Below are 13,672 nucleotides of genomic sequence, written 5' to 3'. Positions count from 1 at the left end.
TTCACGTATCAGGGTGGGTCAAGATTCGATGGAAATGGTAGGTTAGGTTTGCGTGGAAATCAACAAGGTGCCGCTTGGTTGTTTTCAGCGAAGACAAAATCAAGTGGAGTCAGCCCCACTCCGGCGTCTTCGCGGGCTGACAGAAGCTAGCAGGACGGCTACTTGATCGCGGCCGTGACGATGATTTCCACCAGGATGTCCTTTGCCCCCATCTCGCATTGGGCAGTCGCGCGCGTGGGCGCGGCGTTGGGCGCGGTCCACGCATCCCAGACTTCATTCATCCCCGCGAAATCGCGTTCGAGATCCTTGATCCAAATCTGGGCGGTCAGCAGGCGGCTCTTGTCGGTTCCCGCTTCCGCCAGGAATTTCTCGATTTTCGCGAGGGTTTGGGCGGTTTGGCCGCGAATGTCCTGGCTCCTGTCGTCGGCAGTCTGCCCGCCGACGAAGACCATGTGGTTGTAGACCACCGCACGGGAGCGGCGGGTATCGGTCGCGATGCGCTTGATTTCCATGAAAAAACTCCTTGGCTGATTGAAAATGCGTTATTCAAATGAGGCGAGTTCACCCAGGGTGATGGGCTTGATGGGCGGGCGGATGCGGTAGTACCCCACTTCCTGCGGGCTGACTTTTCTCTCGCTGGCGATGATTTCGGTCACCGTCAGTCCGCACAGCCGTCCCTGGCATGGCCCCATGCCGCAGCGGCCAAAGGCCTTCGTCTGGTTGGGGCCGAGGCAGCCCACCTCCACGTATTTCTTGATCTGCCCGGCTTTCACTTCCTCGCAGCGGCATACCGTGACCTCGTCATCGGCCGGAATGCGGTGTGCGTCCTGCGGGCGGTACAAGGTATCGAGAAAGGGGCGGATCTGCGTATGGGCCCTGATCTCTTCCAGGATCGCTGGCTCATGAGCCTTGAATTTCTCGGGCGAAATGGCTTGGAGCTGGTGGGCGATCGCCAGTCCAGCCAGCCGGCCCTGGCTCGCGGACGCTTTCGCTCCGACGATGCCCCGGCTGTCGCCCGCGATGTAAATGCCGGTTTCCTCGATTTGCCCGCAGGCATCGGTTACCGGAATCCAGCACAGTTGCTGTTCATCCCAGCGGTGCTCGGCGCGCAGTGACCAACTGAGCTGGGTATTCGGAACTACGCCCTGGTGAAGCAGCACCAGGGAGGCCTGGACGCGCTTTCTCTGGCCGTCGTGGGTGAACGTGATGGCTTCGGCCTTCTCCGCGCCTTCGATGGCGAACGCGCTGGCTCCCGCGAACGTCTGAACGCCATGGCTGCGGATTTTCTTCAGCATCCGGCTACCCTTGGAGAGGTCTTTCCAGCCGCACAGCGCGCCCAGGACATGGGAGGCCGCGCGCAGATAGTCGCCCGTCCCTGTGGTGTGGATCAGCGCCTTGATCTTGACGCCCGCATCCAGATACTGCTGCGCCAGCAGGAACAGCAAGGGGCCGCAGCCTGCCAGCACCACGGGCTCAGTAGGAACGGCGCCCGAGGATTTGTACAGAATCTGGGCCGCGCCCGCGCCCATGACGCCTGGCAGCGTCCAGCCGGGCACGGGAAAGGGCCGCTCCATCGCACCGCTGGCAAGCACCAGGCTGCGCCCCTGGATCTTCCTGCTGCCGCCGTCGAGGAGGTAGGACACCGTCTTGTCCTTGGCGACGTTCCAGACGGCGGCGCCGCCCACGTGCACGGCGCCGCAGGCTGCAAAATCCTGCGCCAGTTTTGCGCCAGCGGCGTAGTCCGGGCCAAGCACTTCGCGGCGGCGGGGGCTGGACTCCTCGATGGCCCGGTAGATCTGGCCGCCAACCCGCCGCTGCTCATCGAGCACGGCCACTGAAAGCCCGAAGCACCGTGCCTCGATGGCCGCCGAAAGCCCTGCGGGGCCCGCACCAATGACCACCAGGTCAAACAATTCAACACCGGTTGCCATATCAGTTCTCCGCACTTTGCATGTTCAGCCCGGATGCGCCCTCCTGGCGCTGGATGACCATGCCGTCCCTCACCTGCGTGAGGCATGACTGGCGGCTGGGGCGGCCGTCGATTTCCACGAGGCACTCAAAGCAGACGCCCATCATGCAATAGGGTGCGCGCGCAGAGCCGGAAACCGGGGTCGAGCGGAATGTCCGCACGCCCGACATGAGCATCGCCGACGCCACGCTCACATCGTGCGGAACGTCCAGCGGCTGGCCGTCAAAGTAAATGCGGACTTTCTTTCCCTGCGAGCCGGCTTCGGGCATGAACAGGGAAACATTTGTTGCTTGAGTTTCAGTATGCACTGCTGAATTTCCTATTGGGGTCCAGGAATCGCTCGCCAGCGAATTCCCCGATGCCATCCGGCGCTGGTTTCACCCCCGCGATCCAGGGTGCGATTTCATAGGCATGGGAGCCTGCCAGGGAGACCCCGCTGTGGCTGGTGGCGGTGAATGCGCCGGGGTATCGGGCCGACTCCTGGTAGACCGGCGAGCCATCGGGGGTGAGCACGCGAAGCGATCCCCATGCCCGCACGAGCTTGACCGACGACAGGATGGGAAAGGTGGCGACCGAGCGTTTGGCGATCGACTCGATGGCCTCCACCGTCGTCCCGTCGTCCAGTCCCACGTCCTCCGCCGAGAACCCGAGCTGAACCGTGCCCTCGGTGGTCTGGCGCGCCTTGTTGGTGGGGTACGGCAGGAATTTCTTCAGCCGCTCGGTGATGAGCACCTGGCCCCGCTTGGGCAGCACGGGCGCGTGAAGGCCCAGTTGGGGGGCGAGGGCGCTGTTGCTCAGGCCTGCGGCCAGCACGATTTTTGCGCCGCTCCACTGGCGGCCATCGCTGCTCTTGGCCTGAAAGCCCCGTCCTTCGCCGAGCGAGCGCACCTCGCCCACGTCAACTGCGCTGCAGATGCGGCCGCCGAGCGCCTTGATGCCCGCATGCAGCGCATGCAGCAGCTTGAGCGGGTTGGCGTGGCCGTCCAGAGGGCACCAACTGCCCCCGGCCACCTTCGGGCCGATCGCGGGCAGCCGGGCCTTGAGCGCCTGGTGGTCGAGCATCTCGAAGGGCGTGCGGCCGTCGGCATTGATTTTTGCCAGCATTGCCTCCCGCTCGACGACTTCTTTTTCGCTGAAGCCAATCCAGAATCCGCCGTTTTGCTGCAGATCCACATCGACCCCGGTGAGCTCGCGGAGTTCGCTGGCAAGCGGCCCCCAATGGTCAACGGCATCCCGGCTCCATCGGGCGTAGCGGGGAAACCCCGCGCCCTTGCTCTGCAGCCAGACGAGGCCGAAGTTGCCGCGCGAGGCGCGGTGCGCCACGTCGCCCTGGTCGAGCAGGGTCACCGGGCCGCCGGACTTGAGCACGCCATACGCGATGGCGGCCCCCACCAGTCCCCCGCCGACGACGATTGTTTCATTTGAAGACATAGATGTTTACCGGGAAGAACTCTCTGGAGAGCTTTTCTCAATTGAGCGTGATGTTGTTGCGCTTCACGACCTCGCCCCAGCGCACGCTGTCGGCATTGAGCATTTGCCTGTATTCGGCGATGGAAGCCGGGGCCACCTTTGCGCCGAGCCGCTCGTGCTTCTTGATGACCTCGGGGTCCGCGAGCACGGCGTTGATCTCCCGATGCAGCTTTTCAACGATGGCCTGCGGCATGTTGGCCGGCCCCACGACGCCGCCCCAGGTTTCCATTTCCAGGTCCGGGTAACCGGCTTCCCGGATGGTGGGGACGTTCGGCAGCAGGGGGGAGCGGTTAGGCCCTGTAATGGCCAGCGCGTTGATACGGCCCGCCTTCACCTGGGGCTCCATCGACGTGAAGTTGCTGAACATCATCTGGATCTGGCCCGCCGCCAGATCCAGCTCCGCCGCCGGGGCGCTCTTGTACGGGACGTGGGTGATCTGAGCCCCGGAGAGGTTGGCGAACAATGCGCCGAGCACATGCAGCGCGGTGCCGTTGCCAGTGGAGCCGTAGAAAATCTCGCCAGGATGGGCCTTGGCGTAATTCACCAAGTCCGCGACGCTCTTGACGGGAAGGGCCGGGCTCACGCCCAGCAGGTTGGGCTGCGTCCACTGCTTCGCGATGGGCGTGAAGCTCTTGGCAGGATCGTAGGGCAGCGATTTCGCGGTCAGCGCGGTAACGGTGTAGGTCGCGAGATTGGAGTTGCCGATCGTGTACCCATCCGGCGCGGCCTTGGCCACCGCATCCAGCCCGATGGCCCCCGATGCCCCCGGCTTGTTGTCGATCACGATGGGCTGCCCCAGGCGCTTGCTGAGGCCGTCCGCCAGAACCCGCGCCGTGCCGTCCGCGGCGCCTCCTGCCGCGGCGTTCACGATGAAGCGGATCGGTTTTTCCGGCCACTCTGCCTGTGCAGCAGACCCGAGCGAAATCAGGGTGGTGAAAGCAGCCGCGGCCATAAGGGACCGGCGCTGGTTGTGATACGACATGGACACTCTCCGTTGGACATGATGAACGAACGAGTTCTCATGGTAGGGAGGGATCCCGCCGATATCTATGGATGCTGGATCATCAATACATACATGGATGTTATGTTTCTGCGCATGAAGCCGCCGCGACCAAACGAATTAATTCCTTGGCCGGGACTGAAAGCTTCGCGTCGCTCATGGCCGTGGCATAGACCGTGTAGCCGATCGAAGGGCGCAGGGGCAAGGCCACGCCGCCCCTCTTCTGGTGTTTTGCCGCCGTCATGGGATCGACCACGGCAATGCCCAGCCCCTCCAGGCAGAGATCGCTGATGGACTGGAACAGCGACGCTTCGATCATGGCATCGGCTTGTACCCCGTTGGCACCGAGCCAGGCATTCAGGCGCGTCTGGAACGTTCCGGATGAAGCGATGAACGGTTTGTTGACGAATTCGCCGACGTGAATGTGGTCGGACCTCGGATCGAGCCACTTCTCGGTGCCGATGCATACACATTCCGAGGGAAACTCGGCCACCGTCTCCAGGTCTCCCAGCGAGAGCGTATCTGCCGTGAGCCCGATATCGGCCTGCCGGGTTTTGACGTGCCTAGCCACTTCAATGTACGAAGCAACTCGAAGGCTGATGAAGACGTCGGGAAATTTTTCTCTCAATTGGCGGATGACGGCTGGCAGGATGGAATGCCCGATGGAAGGGATTGCGCTGATCGAGAGCTGGCCAAGCTTCTGCTTTCGCAGTTGATCGGAAAAATCGACGATTTGCTCCAGCCCCAGAAAAGACTGCTGAACCTTTGCCATCAAAGCATGGGCCTCTTGCGTGGGCTTGATGCTGCGTCCGTTTTTGGCGAACAGCAAAATACCCATGGATCTTTGGAGATCGGCTATCAGCCGACTCATGGCCGGTTGGGTGATTCCCAGCACATCGGCTCCGGCGCTGATTCCGTTATGCAGCATCGCAGCCTGGAAGGCCTCAACCATTCGGTGGGTGACATTTCGATACTTCATGGGGTTTACCTTAAATAGTTATTTGGGTATCGCAAATAGCGAAATCTCAAAGCCAAAGCTGAGATCGTGGGAAGAGGAATGACAACATTTCTGGCTTCCCCAGCGTGTCGACGTAGCAAATTAGCTCAACCCAGAAGCGCAGCACCTTGCCGCACAAGAGGCAGTTCAGAAGTGGCAGCTGCAAAACGGCCTGCTGCCTGAGTACGGTACCCACTACAACCCGCTGCTGCGCTGCATTGTGCGCCACACTCGGGCCTACCTGGAGGCCACTATCAACCCCGCCACGGGCAGCTACTTTCTGCCCAAGGTGACGGTGAAACTGTTTGGCGAAGACCACGAAGGTGCGTTGGTGCTAGGCAGCTACCTGCGTGAAGCGTATGTGGAGGCGGAAGAGTTTTCACAGCTACTGGCGCAACGGGTGAAAGGTGCGGGGTTTTTCAAAACTTTGTTGCTGCGGCGCTTGGGCAGTTCGATGGAAGCCGGGCGGCGCACGGTTGCCAAGCTGCTGGGCGAGGAGCCTGACGCACCCGACGACGAAGACGATGATGACGCCGACGATGAGGCACCGGTGCAGGTCGGACGGCCACCGCAAGGGGCGAGCGATTTCAAGAACTTCACCGATAAGGAAATCGATTCGCTGCGCCGCTGCCTGAACCTGCTCAAGCAAGGCGGCAACAACGACCCCAAACTGGAGGCGCTGATTGGCTACTTGCTAGGCACCCAAGCGGGCGTTTCCGAGAGCTGGCTGGAGCGCGGCTGTATTCTGTTCTCACAGTATTACGACACGGTGCGCTGGACGGGCGATGAAATGGCCAAGCGCCCAGAGTTCGCGGGTATGGACATTGGCCTGTACGCGGGCAGCAACCGTTCGGGCTTTTGGCGCGATGGGCGATTTCAGCGCTGCGACCGCAATGTGCTCAAAAAGCGGGTGCGCGAGGGTGACCTGAAGCTGCTGCTAGGCACTGATGCAGCGTCGGAGGGCCTGAACCTGCAGCGATTGGGCACGCTGATCAACATCGACTTGCCCTGGAACCCCACCCGCCTGGAACAGCGCAAAGGCCGCATCCAGCGTATTGGCCAGGCCCGCAGTGAAATCTGGATCGCCAACCTGCGCTACCGCGACTCGGTGGAAGACCGCGTGCACCAGGTGCTGGCCGACCGGCTGGAAGCGATTCACGGGCTATTCGGGCAGATCCCCGACACCCTGGAAGATGTGTGGGTGCAGGTGGCGTTGAACGACGAGGCAGCAGCGAATCAACTGATCGACCGCACCACGGCCACGCGCAATCCGTTTGATGCGAAGTACAGCAAAGTGGAGGATGCAGATTGGGAAACCTGCGCCACGGTGCTGAATGGGTTGAGCATGCGGGAGATGTTGGCTAAAGGGTGGTGATGTGGCCGAATACAGGCCGAGCACGCGCAAACCTCATGAATTACCTTTTAATCGTACCAAGCAAGTCCCTTCAGCACATGGTGACCGCAAAGGCATCCGAATCGTTTTTGAGGCGTTTCGTTCCCGTAACTGTGTCAGAACATTGAGCGCAGGTGCTTGCGGGCTGTGGAGCTGCCCCTTTGGTTTTCCAAAGGGGCAACACTCACCACTTACCCCATCAAGTTAGACACATCGCTAGTCGTCCCGTCTGAGGGAAAGTGCACCAGGACCCCCGCCTTGCGGAACCCCTCCAAAACCGCCCACAGCGTGGAGACCGGGATCGAGGCCGTTGTTCCATTGCCAGCAGCACTGCTATTGGCTTTGCTCTTGCCTTTACTCGTGGCCTTGCCCTTGCCACGCACCTTCGCATCCCACTTGATCTGCGCCGCAGCAAGTGCCGCATCAACACGCTCGCGCAGCACACGGTTCTTGCTCTTGACCGTCGCGGGCATATGGCTGTGCTCCAACAACTCCTTCGGTGGCTTCACCAACCGATCCAGCGACAGCAACTCACTCAGCCCAGGGATCGCGATACGGCACTGGGTCTTCCACGGAATATCAATATCGATGCGCAGGCGCTCCTGGATACGCTGCTTGATCGGCGACTTCTTCCACTCGCCTGACTTGAACTCCGGGAACCGATTCATGGGCTTGCCCTTGAGGTGCCAATCGAGTACCAGCTTGTCACATACCGACAGCTGACCAATATGGCGCTGCTGTGGCTTGTTGACCCGGTAGTCCGCATCCACCTTCAGCAACGTACGAAGCCAATCGAACTGCTGCTGATACACCGCCTTGCCCTTGGCCCCGCGCCAAGCGCTTGGCTTGCTCAGCCCGTTCTCCATAAGGTATTTGGTGCTGAGCTTGATTTCCACCCGCAGCACGCGCTTGCCAATGGCGTAAATATCACTCGCCACCTCCGGCGCATCAAAGCTAGAAAACTTGTTCTTCTGGTTCCTATCCTTCACGTAGAACAATACCGAGCGCCCCTCGACCTTATTGATATACCAGGACTGGGTATCCCCAGATGCAGAAACCCCCACCTTGTTGGAAATTTTCTGATTCGTGTTGCGGGGCGACTTCAGCACAATCCCTGCGTAGCGCTTGAGCTTGGATTGAAAGCCCACGGCCTGCTTGTCCGATTCAAACTCCAAGCAGTAAGTCAGTGTGATTTCCTGAAACTCGCAATGCTTCAAGCTAATGGTCTTCACATACGCCGGGTCGACGCCCCCCGATTCCGCAAGATGGATCTGCAGCAGGTATTTATGGGTGAGCGCAGCCTGGTAGACAGAATTGCTCATCAATACGTTGTTGCCGATCAAGGTTGCAGGGGGATTTACTGATAGATGGTATGCGCAGATTTGATAATCACCATTCAACTTCGCAATGATCTTATTATTAGCCTTTGTTAGACCCTTAATGTGATCACTCATAGTATTGAGGTGACAGACCTCTTTATTGTGAAAGATGATTCCATACTTTGCAGGAAAGTTGATGGCCCCATGCTTTTTGCGGGGTGCTGGCATATAGAAGATGGACGTTTGAGAATCAGACATAAAAGCTTTCAATTGTGATTTTGGTGCTTGCAACGATGCCCTTATGGGCGATATTGCATATCACGCAAGCACGCTACAGGTTGGTTAAATGGTTGGTCCGCTAGTTGATCTGCTTTAGTAGTCGATGTGTGGTTGGTGGTGGTGAGCTAGTCATAGTCAATCAATTACTAGTAACCAGCACATTCGCTTTTGACGACATCACCGCCAAAACCCTCAAAACCACTGGAAAACAGCTCTACGGCAGCGTCAAATCGGGTTTTCTTGGTTTTCCAAGCGTTTGATAAATCCGCAATTTATGCCGACGCAGAATGCGTCCAAAGCGAACCCGAATTCAATACTTCGCGCAGATCCTTAACTTGCCAAACGGCAATACGGCTACCCAGCTTTTTTGGAGCAGGCAACGCGCCGGATTTGCACAAACGCCAAACGGTCGAGCGGGATACCCCCAGCAGCAGCAGCACCACGGGGAGGCGTACGAAGGCCTGATCGGGAAGGCCGTTGAAATTGCGCAGGGGATCGGGAAGGGTGGGGGCCGACGCAGTGCGCTTGCGTGGCAACTTCACTTGGTAGGCCGTGACGGCTTGCAGCTTCTCATTCATGGATGAACTCCAGGTATGTGCTACGGACCAGCGCGACGTGCGCTGCATCCAGCCATCAGGGTTCACAGTTTTTTTCCGAATGTTGTTCAACTCCGCGCTAAGCCGCGCCAGTGCTAGCTTTGCAGCCCATGCGGTATGCGCTGAGTTGTGTCTCAACTGACGGTGCGCAATGCAGCACTTTCAATCGAGAGGAAAGTGGAAGACGTGGAGCTGCGCTCTCAAACTTCGGAGAGGAAAGTGGAAAATGGAAGTGGATGAGCGAAAGCCCGCCAGGAGGTGAGAGGGTTGTTCGTACCGTGCTGGAGTACAAACGGTAGGAGGAAAGTGGTACCACTGCACCGCCAGAAGTAGCGAGTCGTGGAAAGAGGGTCACTTGACTTGGGAGTCGTTTCCTTGAATGGAGCCAGGCCTGACGCGACTATTCAAAAGATCGATGAAAATGCATTTTCTAATTAATGAAAAAACAACCAATCATGACAAAAATGAAAATACTGGAAGCATCATCAAATGTGAGAAAATATTGGTCGTGTGAGTTTTTCATAAATTTAGTCTCAAAGTATGAAAAACCCATTTTGGGCTCTATTGACTCCGAGGTTGCCCCCCAAATAAAACAAAAGCCCAATAGTTTGAATGAGGTATTGGAATTGCACGGGATGACATCTAACCCCAGGGCAATCCAATCAAAAGAAGAGTTTGAAATAAGAAGAAGGGTTGAGGAAATATTGACCCATGAAGCTCCTTCAATCAAACAACAGACAAGTCTCCATAAAATATTTTGGTACAGAATCTGGTTTTTTCTCGTTCTGCAAGGTGTGCTAAAAAAAGACGGGTTTATCGAACATTACGCTTCATGGAGAAGGAATGGAGGATCGGGGTATTTCGAGGTCTTATTCTTTTTTGAAAGTCAAGCAGCCTATCAAAAGTCAATTCCTATTGATGTTTTCTTGCTGGGCGGTATCCCATCAAAAGAAGAAATTGAAGCCAAAATTGAATTGGCTGAGCCATTGATTGCCAGGCCACTCATAAAAAATAAAAATAAGAGGAGTCTTGAAAAGATAGTTGGCAGGAAAAATTTGGAGGATATTGTGACATCTATAGACAAGGCTGTTGCTTCAGGAAAAATTGCAGGCCTTGTAAAAGCTGTGGAAAGAAATTCCCGTCACAAGTACAGTGGGAATAGAAATGAGCTGTACCGGGATATTGTGAAACATATTGGATTGCAGACAAAAGAAAGTATGTTTGTGAGAGCGGTTTCAGATTTCGTGGAGACAATGGCAAAATAATTGAGTACTCTGCGATGGGGGCGAAATTCAAATCTATCAATGTGTGAGTTACTGGCGTTTTGCATTGAATGATTTATTTGGTTGGCTCGAAATTTGGTTTCACTCAAAACGCTTGAACGTATTGAAATTTCAATGTGCCGATATTTCTAGAAAATCGACGATACCGGCGTTGTGCTATAATTCAATATAAACTTATGTTGGTTTTGGCAAGTGGCTTTTTTTAGCTGCTTACTGAAAATCAATATCAGCTTTCTCCCCGCCTGTATTCCCAGGACGCGTTCTCCCCATCCCCATGCTTGATTTCCCTCGCGCCGTAACCCCACGGTAGCGTGCGCGCGGCTGTCGCCATGACGGCACGCGTGGCACCGCCGTGGCCGTGTCATCGCGGCGGTGATGTGTTGTGTGGTGGCAGATCGCGCCAGGGTGTGCTGGCGGTGGTGCCGAGCGCATAGCTGCGCTTCGTTCTTTTCCCCTTTCCCTTCTCCCTTTCTTTCTTCTCAGGAGCTTTCCCATGACCTCTTCGCCTGGTCAGGCCGCCGCATGCGCGCGTTACGAACAACGATGCACTCCCTTGTTCACCTTGGGCACTGTGCTGATCACCCCCGGTGCACTCGACATGCTCGAAGCACTGCAATTGGCACCGCTGCCGTTTGTGCTGCGCCACGTTGCCGGGGATTGGGGTGACTTGTGCCAGGAAGACAAGGAAGCGAACGCTGCGGCGCTCACTTACGGTAGGCGTTTGCTGTCGGCCTATGACATCCCCCCGAACCACCGGCTGTGGATCATCACCGAGGCCGACCGGCGCTCGACCACCTTGCTGCTGCCAGAGGAATACTGAGCAATGATGCATTCCTACCATTGCCACCCCCGCATTAGCGCTGGCATGCATGGCCCCATGGTGGGCAACCAGCGGCTGCACGTGCGCCAGGGGGAGGTGGATGCCACTTGTGGCTACCACTGCGTTTTGATGGCATTGATGGTGTTAGGCCAAGTGCGGCGCAATGCGCTGATTTGGGACACCCGCGATGCTCGCCTGCAAGCGCTGCGCAAAGTGGCGCAGCGGTACTACTTTGATGGCTGCGAGGTCCAAGAGCTGCAGCAGCAACTGGCCCCCTACGCCGAGCAAGTGCACTGCAAGGAATTGCGCTCACGCGTGGCGGAACGCACCTTGGATGCGCTGGCCGATGGAAAGCTGTGCTTGGTGTGCTTTTCTACGGAGCGCTACATGCATTGGGTGCTGGCCGTGGGTTTGCGCTTTGAGGCGGAGGAACCCGCTGACTTGCTGGTGCTGGACCCGGCCATGGCCCCGATACCGCTGGTGCCGTGGAATGCCATGCTGACCGGCTGGGCGAGCAAGCAGCCACGGCGTGTGGTGGCCACGCTCAGTGAGCGCGTGAACATCGACGCGGTGTTGGTGCTGTCGCCTGTGGCGCAGGCGCAAGAGGGCGAGTAGGCCGTTCGGCAGTTGTGTCGTTCAGCTTCGCTCGTTTTCTTTTTCCCCTTTTCTTCTTCCTGAACTTCCGCTTTCCGTAGCGCTGGGCTCACAGCTCAGTGCCGCTACCGCATGGGCGGTCGGGCGGGCGGGAGTTCGTTTTGAGTTGTTTTGTTTGGAGGTGCTTTGTGATGACCGACGATCTCTTGATACATCCGCCGCTGGAGCGGTTGCTCACTGCGCTGCTGGAGTTGCCGCCCCTGTTGCCCCCGCCTGGTTTGGCATCTCCCCATGAAGCCAGCGATGGAGGTGCGCAAATGCTGCTGGAAGTGCTGGACACGGCCCTACACACCCCACCCGCGCAACCTCAGCGCATGGCTGCAGTGCGGTATTTCTGCAAACACGCCCGCCACCGCCTGGGCTTGGCGTCCTGGCGGGATCTGCAAGCCTTGCTGGAACAGTACCCGCAAAGCGACGAAGGCGATGGCGAAGTGGCGCGCTTGCTGTGGGGTGTGGAGGCCCAGGAGCATGTGCGTGCGCTGCGCGTGCTGGTGTGGTTCATGGCAGCGTATGACATCACCGAGCTGGGGCAGTGGCATGCGTGGATGGGCACGGCCGGGTTTGAAGAAGCCTTGCGGGAGTCGCTCGATACGCTGGGCGCGGTGGCGGTGGTGCTGTTGTGGCAGGCCAAGTCGGGGCGGACCGACCACGCCTGGGTGTTGCGGTTTGCCCGCCGGGCGCTGGGACATTCGGTCAGCGAGGGGCCTGCCATGCTGGCGTTTCGGGATGCGGCCGAGGCAATGGGTGTGCCGCAAAGGGTGCTGGCCCGACAGGTAGCCCATTGGGAGCGGGCGGCGATGGGTGTTGATGATGTACCAGGCCTGCGGGTGCTGTGGTGGCAGTGTGTGGCCGAAGCGTTAGAGGTGCATGTAGCTCAAGAAGGCAGCACAGCAGCCAGCAGTGACGAATGGCGTGTTGAGTTGTCACCAACGTCGGCATTGCGTTACGGCGAAGCTGGCGTCGTGCTGGAACCCCAGGCAAGAGAACTGCAGGCCAACGCGCCTGTGGTCACAGCGCTGCGACTGTGCCAAAAGAGCTGGGCACAAGGATTGGGGCTGTGGCTGGAGATTCAGGGCGAGGGGCGGCTGTCGGCAATGCACCAAGCGGCCATTGCCGAGCGGTTTGAGGCGGTAGGGCACGGAGCACCACAGTTGCGGTACGTGAGCCCAAACTGCGGCCACCAAGCCACATGGTTGGCGACATGGCACTGGGATGAGGCGGTGTGGGTGCCTCGGGATATGCCAGTGGTCGACGTGAAGCGCTGGGCACTGGAGACGGCGCTCAAGGCGACCGAGCACTGGCTGCTGATGTGCGGCATGGTGGCGCTGGCAGGAAAGCCGCAGGGGGGTGCACTGGCGCTTGGTACCGGGCTGGTGGGGGTGGATGTCAAAAGGGAAGCCACCAATGAAAAAAAGTTCTAGGGCCGGGGGCGCTAGAACTTCTTCAGGCTGGTGGTGGTGCCACTTTCTGAGCCAAAACTGACTGAAAGCAACCGTATAACCAGCCGTATAACGGCTTGATGATTTTGCTAGAAGTCTTTGAAAATCAATGACTTAGAGCTGTATCTGGCGGAGACTGTGAGATTCGAACTCACGGACGGTTGCCCGTCGGCAGTTTTCAAGACTGCTGGTTTAAACCACTCACCCAAGTCTCCGGGAGGGAAGGCGCGAATTCTAGCCCACGGCGGGCGCTGATCTTTCCAGCATGCCCCGCGTCTCGATGAAGCGGATCACGTCGGCTACGCCCGCTAGCGTCTTCAGGTTGGTCATTGCAAAGGGCTTCAGCCGCCCCTGGGCGCTGGTGCGCATGCGTTCGGTGTCCTGGCGCATCACGTCGAGGTTGGCGCCCACGTGGGGGGCGAGGTCGGTGGGTAGGTTGAAGGGTAGCTTTGG

The 13,672-nt window shown here is 58.4% G+C and carries 13 protein-coding genes, 1 tRNA gene and 1 pseudogene; 5 read left to right on the top strand and 10 right to left on the bottom strand.

Annotated elements, in window-relative coordinates; translation table 11 throughout:
* Window positions 1-158: 158 nt before the first annotated feature.
* From ACDELDRAFT_RS12935 to ACDELDRAFT_RS12910, 6 genes are all read right to left on the bottom strand, one after another.
* Window positions 159-512 (bottom strand): RidA family protein, encoded by a 354-nt coding sequence (locus ACDELDRAFT_RS12935; RefSeq protein WP_005797423.1) that lies wholly within the window; start codon window positions 510-512, stop codon window positions 159-161.
* A gap of 30 nt (window positions 513-542) precedes the next feature.
* On the bottom strand, window positions 543-1,931 hold the full coding sequence (locus ACDELDRAFT_RS12930) for an NAD(P)/FAD-dependent oxidoreductase (protein ID WP_005797421.1): 1,389 nt from the start codon (window positions 1,929-1,931) through the stop codon (window positions 543-545).
* Window position 1,932: 1 nt separating this feature from the next.
* Entirely contained in the window at window positions 1,933-2,238 is a 306-nt protein-coding gene (locus tag ACDELDRAFT_RS12925; RefSeq protein ID WP_005797420.1) for a (2Fe-2S)-binding protein, read from the bottom strand.
* Between the two features lie 28 nt (window positions 2,239-2,266).
* Complete coding sequence (locus ACDELDRAFT_RS12920; RefSeq protein ID WP_005797419.1) at window positions 2,267-3,400, bottom strand: NAD(P)/FAD-dependent oxidoreductase; 1,134 nt, start codon at window positions 3,398-3,400, stop codon at window positions 2,267-2,269.
* A 37-nt stretch (window positions 3,401-3,437) separates the two neighbouring features.
* Entirely contained in the window at window positions 3,438-4,421 is a 984-nt protein-coding gene (locus ACDELDRAFT_RS12915) for a Bug family tripartite tricarboxylate transporter substrate binding protein (RefSeq protein WP_005797418.1), read from the bottom strand.
* Window positions 4,422-4,521: 100 nt separating this feature from the next.
* Complete coding sequence (locus ACDELDRAFT_RS12910; RefSeq protein WP_005797417.1) at window positions 4,522-5,418, bottom strand: LysR family transcriptional regulator; 897 nt, start codon at window positions 5,416-5,418, stop codon at window positions 4,522-4,524.
* A gap of 238 nt (window positions 5,419-5,656) precedes the next feature.
* Here ACDELDRAFT_RS12910 and ACDELDRAFT_RS12905 point away from each other — a divergent pair, with 238 nt between their 5' ends.
* Window positions 5,657-6,811, top strand: a complete 1,155-nt coding sequence (locus ACDELDRAFT_RS12905) for a C-terminal helicase domain-containing protein (protein WP_005797415.1) — start codon at window positions 5,657-5,659, stop codon at window positions 6,809-6,811.
* A gap of 209 nt (window positions 6,812-7,020) precedes the next feature.
* On the opposite strand, the gene ACDELDRAFT_RS12900 is transcribed toward ACDELDRAFT_RS12905, so the two are convergent.
* A complete protein-coding gene (locus tag ACDELDRAFT_RS12900; RefSeq protein ID WP_005797414.1) occupies window positions 7,021-8,406 on the bottom strand; it encodes a hypothetical protein in 1,386 nt (461 codons plus the stop codon).
* Between the two features lie 293 nt (window positions 8,407-8,699).
* Complete coding sequence (locus ACDELDRAFT_RS12895; protein WP_005797412.1) at window positions 8,700-9,005, bottom strand: helix-turn-helix transcriptional regulator; 306 nt, start codon at window positions 9,003-9,005, stop codon at window positions 8,700-8,702.
* A gap of 473 nt (window positions 9,006-9,478) precedes the next feature.
* Here ACDELDRAFT_RS12895 and ACDELDRAFT_RS25075 point away from each other — a divergent pair, with 473 nt between their 5' ends.
* The 4 genes from ACDELDRAFT_RS25075 to ACDELDRAFT_RS12880 all read left to right on the top strand — a co-directional run bounded on the left by ACDELDRAFT_RS25075 (window position 9,479) and on the right by ACDELDRAFT_RS12880 (window position 13,201).
* On the top strand, window positions 9,479-10,288 hold the full coding sequence (locus ACDELDRAFT_RS25075; protein WP_157764927.1) for a hypothetical protein: 810 nt from the start codon (window positions 9,479-9,481) through the stop codon (window positions 10,286-10,288).
* A 511-nt stretch (window positions 10,289-10,799) separates the two neighbouring features.
* A complete protein-coding gene (locus ACDELDRAFT_RS12890) occupies window positions 10,800-11,126 on the top strand; it encodes a hypothetical protein (RefSeq protein ID WP_005797409.1) in 327 nt (108 codons plus the stop codon).
* 3 nt (window positions 11,127-11,129) lie between these two features.
* Window positions 11,130-11,741 (top strand): hypothetical protein, encoded by a 612-nt coding sequence (locus tag ACDELDRAFT_RS12885; RefSeq protein WP_005797407.1) that lies wholly within the window; start codon window positions 11,130-11,132, stop codon window positions 11,739-11,741.
* 170 nt (window positions 11,742-11,911) lie between these two features.
* A complete protein-coding gene (locus ACDELDRAFT_RS12880) occupies window positions 11,912-13,201 on the top strand; it encodes a hypothetical protein (RefSeq protein WP_005797405.1) in 1,290 nt (429 codons plus the stop codon).
* A 145-nt stretch (window positions 13,202-13,346) separates the two neighbouring features.
* Here the strand turns inward: ACDELDRAFT_RS12880 and ACDELDRAFT_RS12875 are convergent.
* Together ACDELDRAFT_RS12875 and ACDELDRAFT_RS12870 are read right to left on the bottom strand one after the other, a co-directional pair.
* A tRNA-Ser gene (locus ACDELDRAFT_RS12875) sits at window positions 13,347-13,434 on the bottom strand.
* Window positions 13,435-13,453: 19 nt separating this feature from the next.
* Window positions 13,454-13,672: pseudogene (locus ACDELDRAFT_RS12870) on the bottom strand (hypothetical protein); the annotation flags it as partial.

Source organism: Acidovorax delafieldii 2AN, assembly GCF_000175235.1.
GTDB lineage: Bacteria > Pseudomonadota > Gammaproteobacteria > Burkholderiales > Burkholderiaceae_C > Acidovorax > Acidovorax delafieldii_B.
Note: the sequence above shows the minus strand (reverse complement) of the source record. Positions and strands in the feature narration are given on the sequence as shown.

Bases quoted from the DNA above. Each gene is read 5' to 3' on its own strand.
- ACDELDRAFT_RS12935 (WP_005797423.1), bottom strand. From the start codon at position 512: ATGGAAATCAAGCGCATCGCGACCGATACCCGCCGCTCCCGTGCGGTG.
- ACDELDRAFT_RS12930 (WP_005797421.1), bottom strand. From the start codon at position 1,931: ATGGCAACCGGTGTTGAATTGTTTGACCTGGTGGTCATTGGTGCGGGC.
- ACDELDRAFT_RS12925 (WP_005797420.1), bottom strand. From the start codon at position 2,238: ATGCCCGAAGCCGGCTCGCAGGGAAAGAAAGTCCGCATTTACTTTGAC.
- ACDELDRAFT_RS12920 (WP_005797419.1), bottom strand. From the start codon at position 3,400: ATGTCTTCAAATGAAACAATCGTCGTCGGCGGGGGACTGGTGGGGGCC.
- ACDELDRAFT_RS12915 (WP_005797418.1), bottom strand. From the start codon at position 4,421: ATGTCGTATCACAACCAGCGCCGGTCCCTTATGGCCGCGGCTGCTTTC.
- ACDELDRAFT_RS12910 (WP_005797417.1), bottom strand. From the start codon at position 5,418: ATGAAGTATCGAAATGTCACCCACCGAATGGTTGAGGCCTTCCAGGCT.
- ACDELDRAFT_RS12900 (WP_005797414.1), bottom strand. From the start codon at position 8,406: ATGTCTGATTCTCAAACGTCCATCTTCTATATGCCAGCACCCCGCAAA.
- ACDELDRAFT_RS12895 (WP_005797412.1), bottom strand. From the start codon at position 9,005: ATGAATGAGAAGCTGCAAGCCGTCACGGCCTACCAAGTGAAGTTGCCA.
- ACDELDRAFT_RS25075 (WP_157764927.1), top strand. From the start codon at position 9,479: ATGACAAAAATGAAAATACTGGAAGCATCATCAAATGTGAGAAAATAT.
- ACDELDRAFT_RS12890 (WP_005797409.1), top strand. From the start codon at position 10,800: ATGACCTCTTCGCCTGGTCAGGCCGCCGCATGCGCGCGTTACGAACAA.
- ACDELDRAFT_RS12885 (WP_005797407.1), top strand. From the start codon at position 11,130: ATGATGCATTCCTACCATTGCCACCCCCGCATTAGCGCTGGCATGCAT.
- ACDELDRAFT_RS12880 (WP_005797405.1), top strand. From the start codon at position 11,912: ATGACCGACGATCTCTTGATACATCCGCCGCTGGAGCGGTTGCTCACT.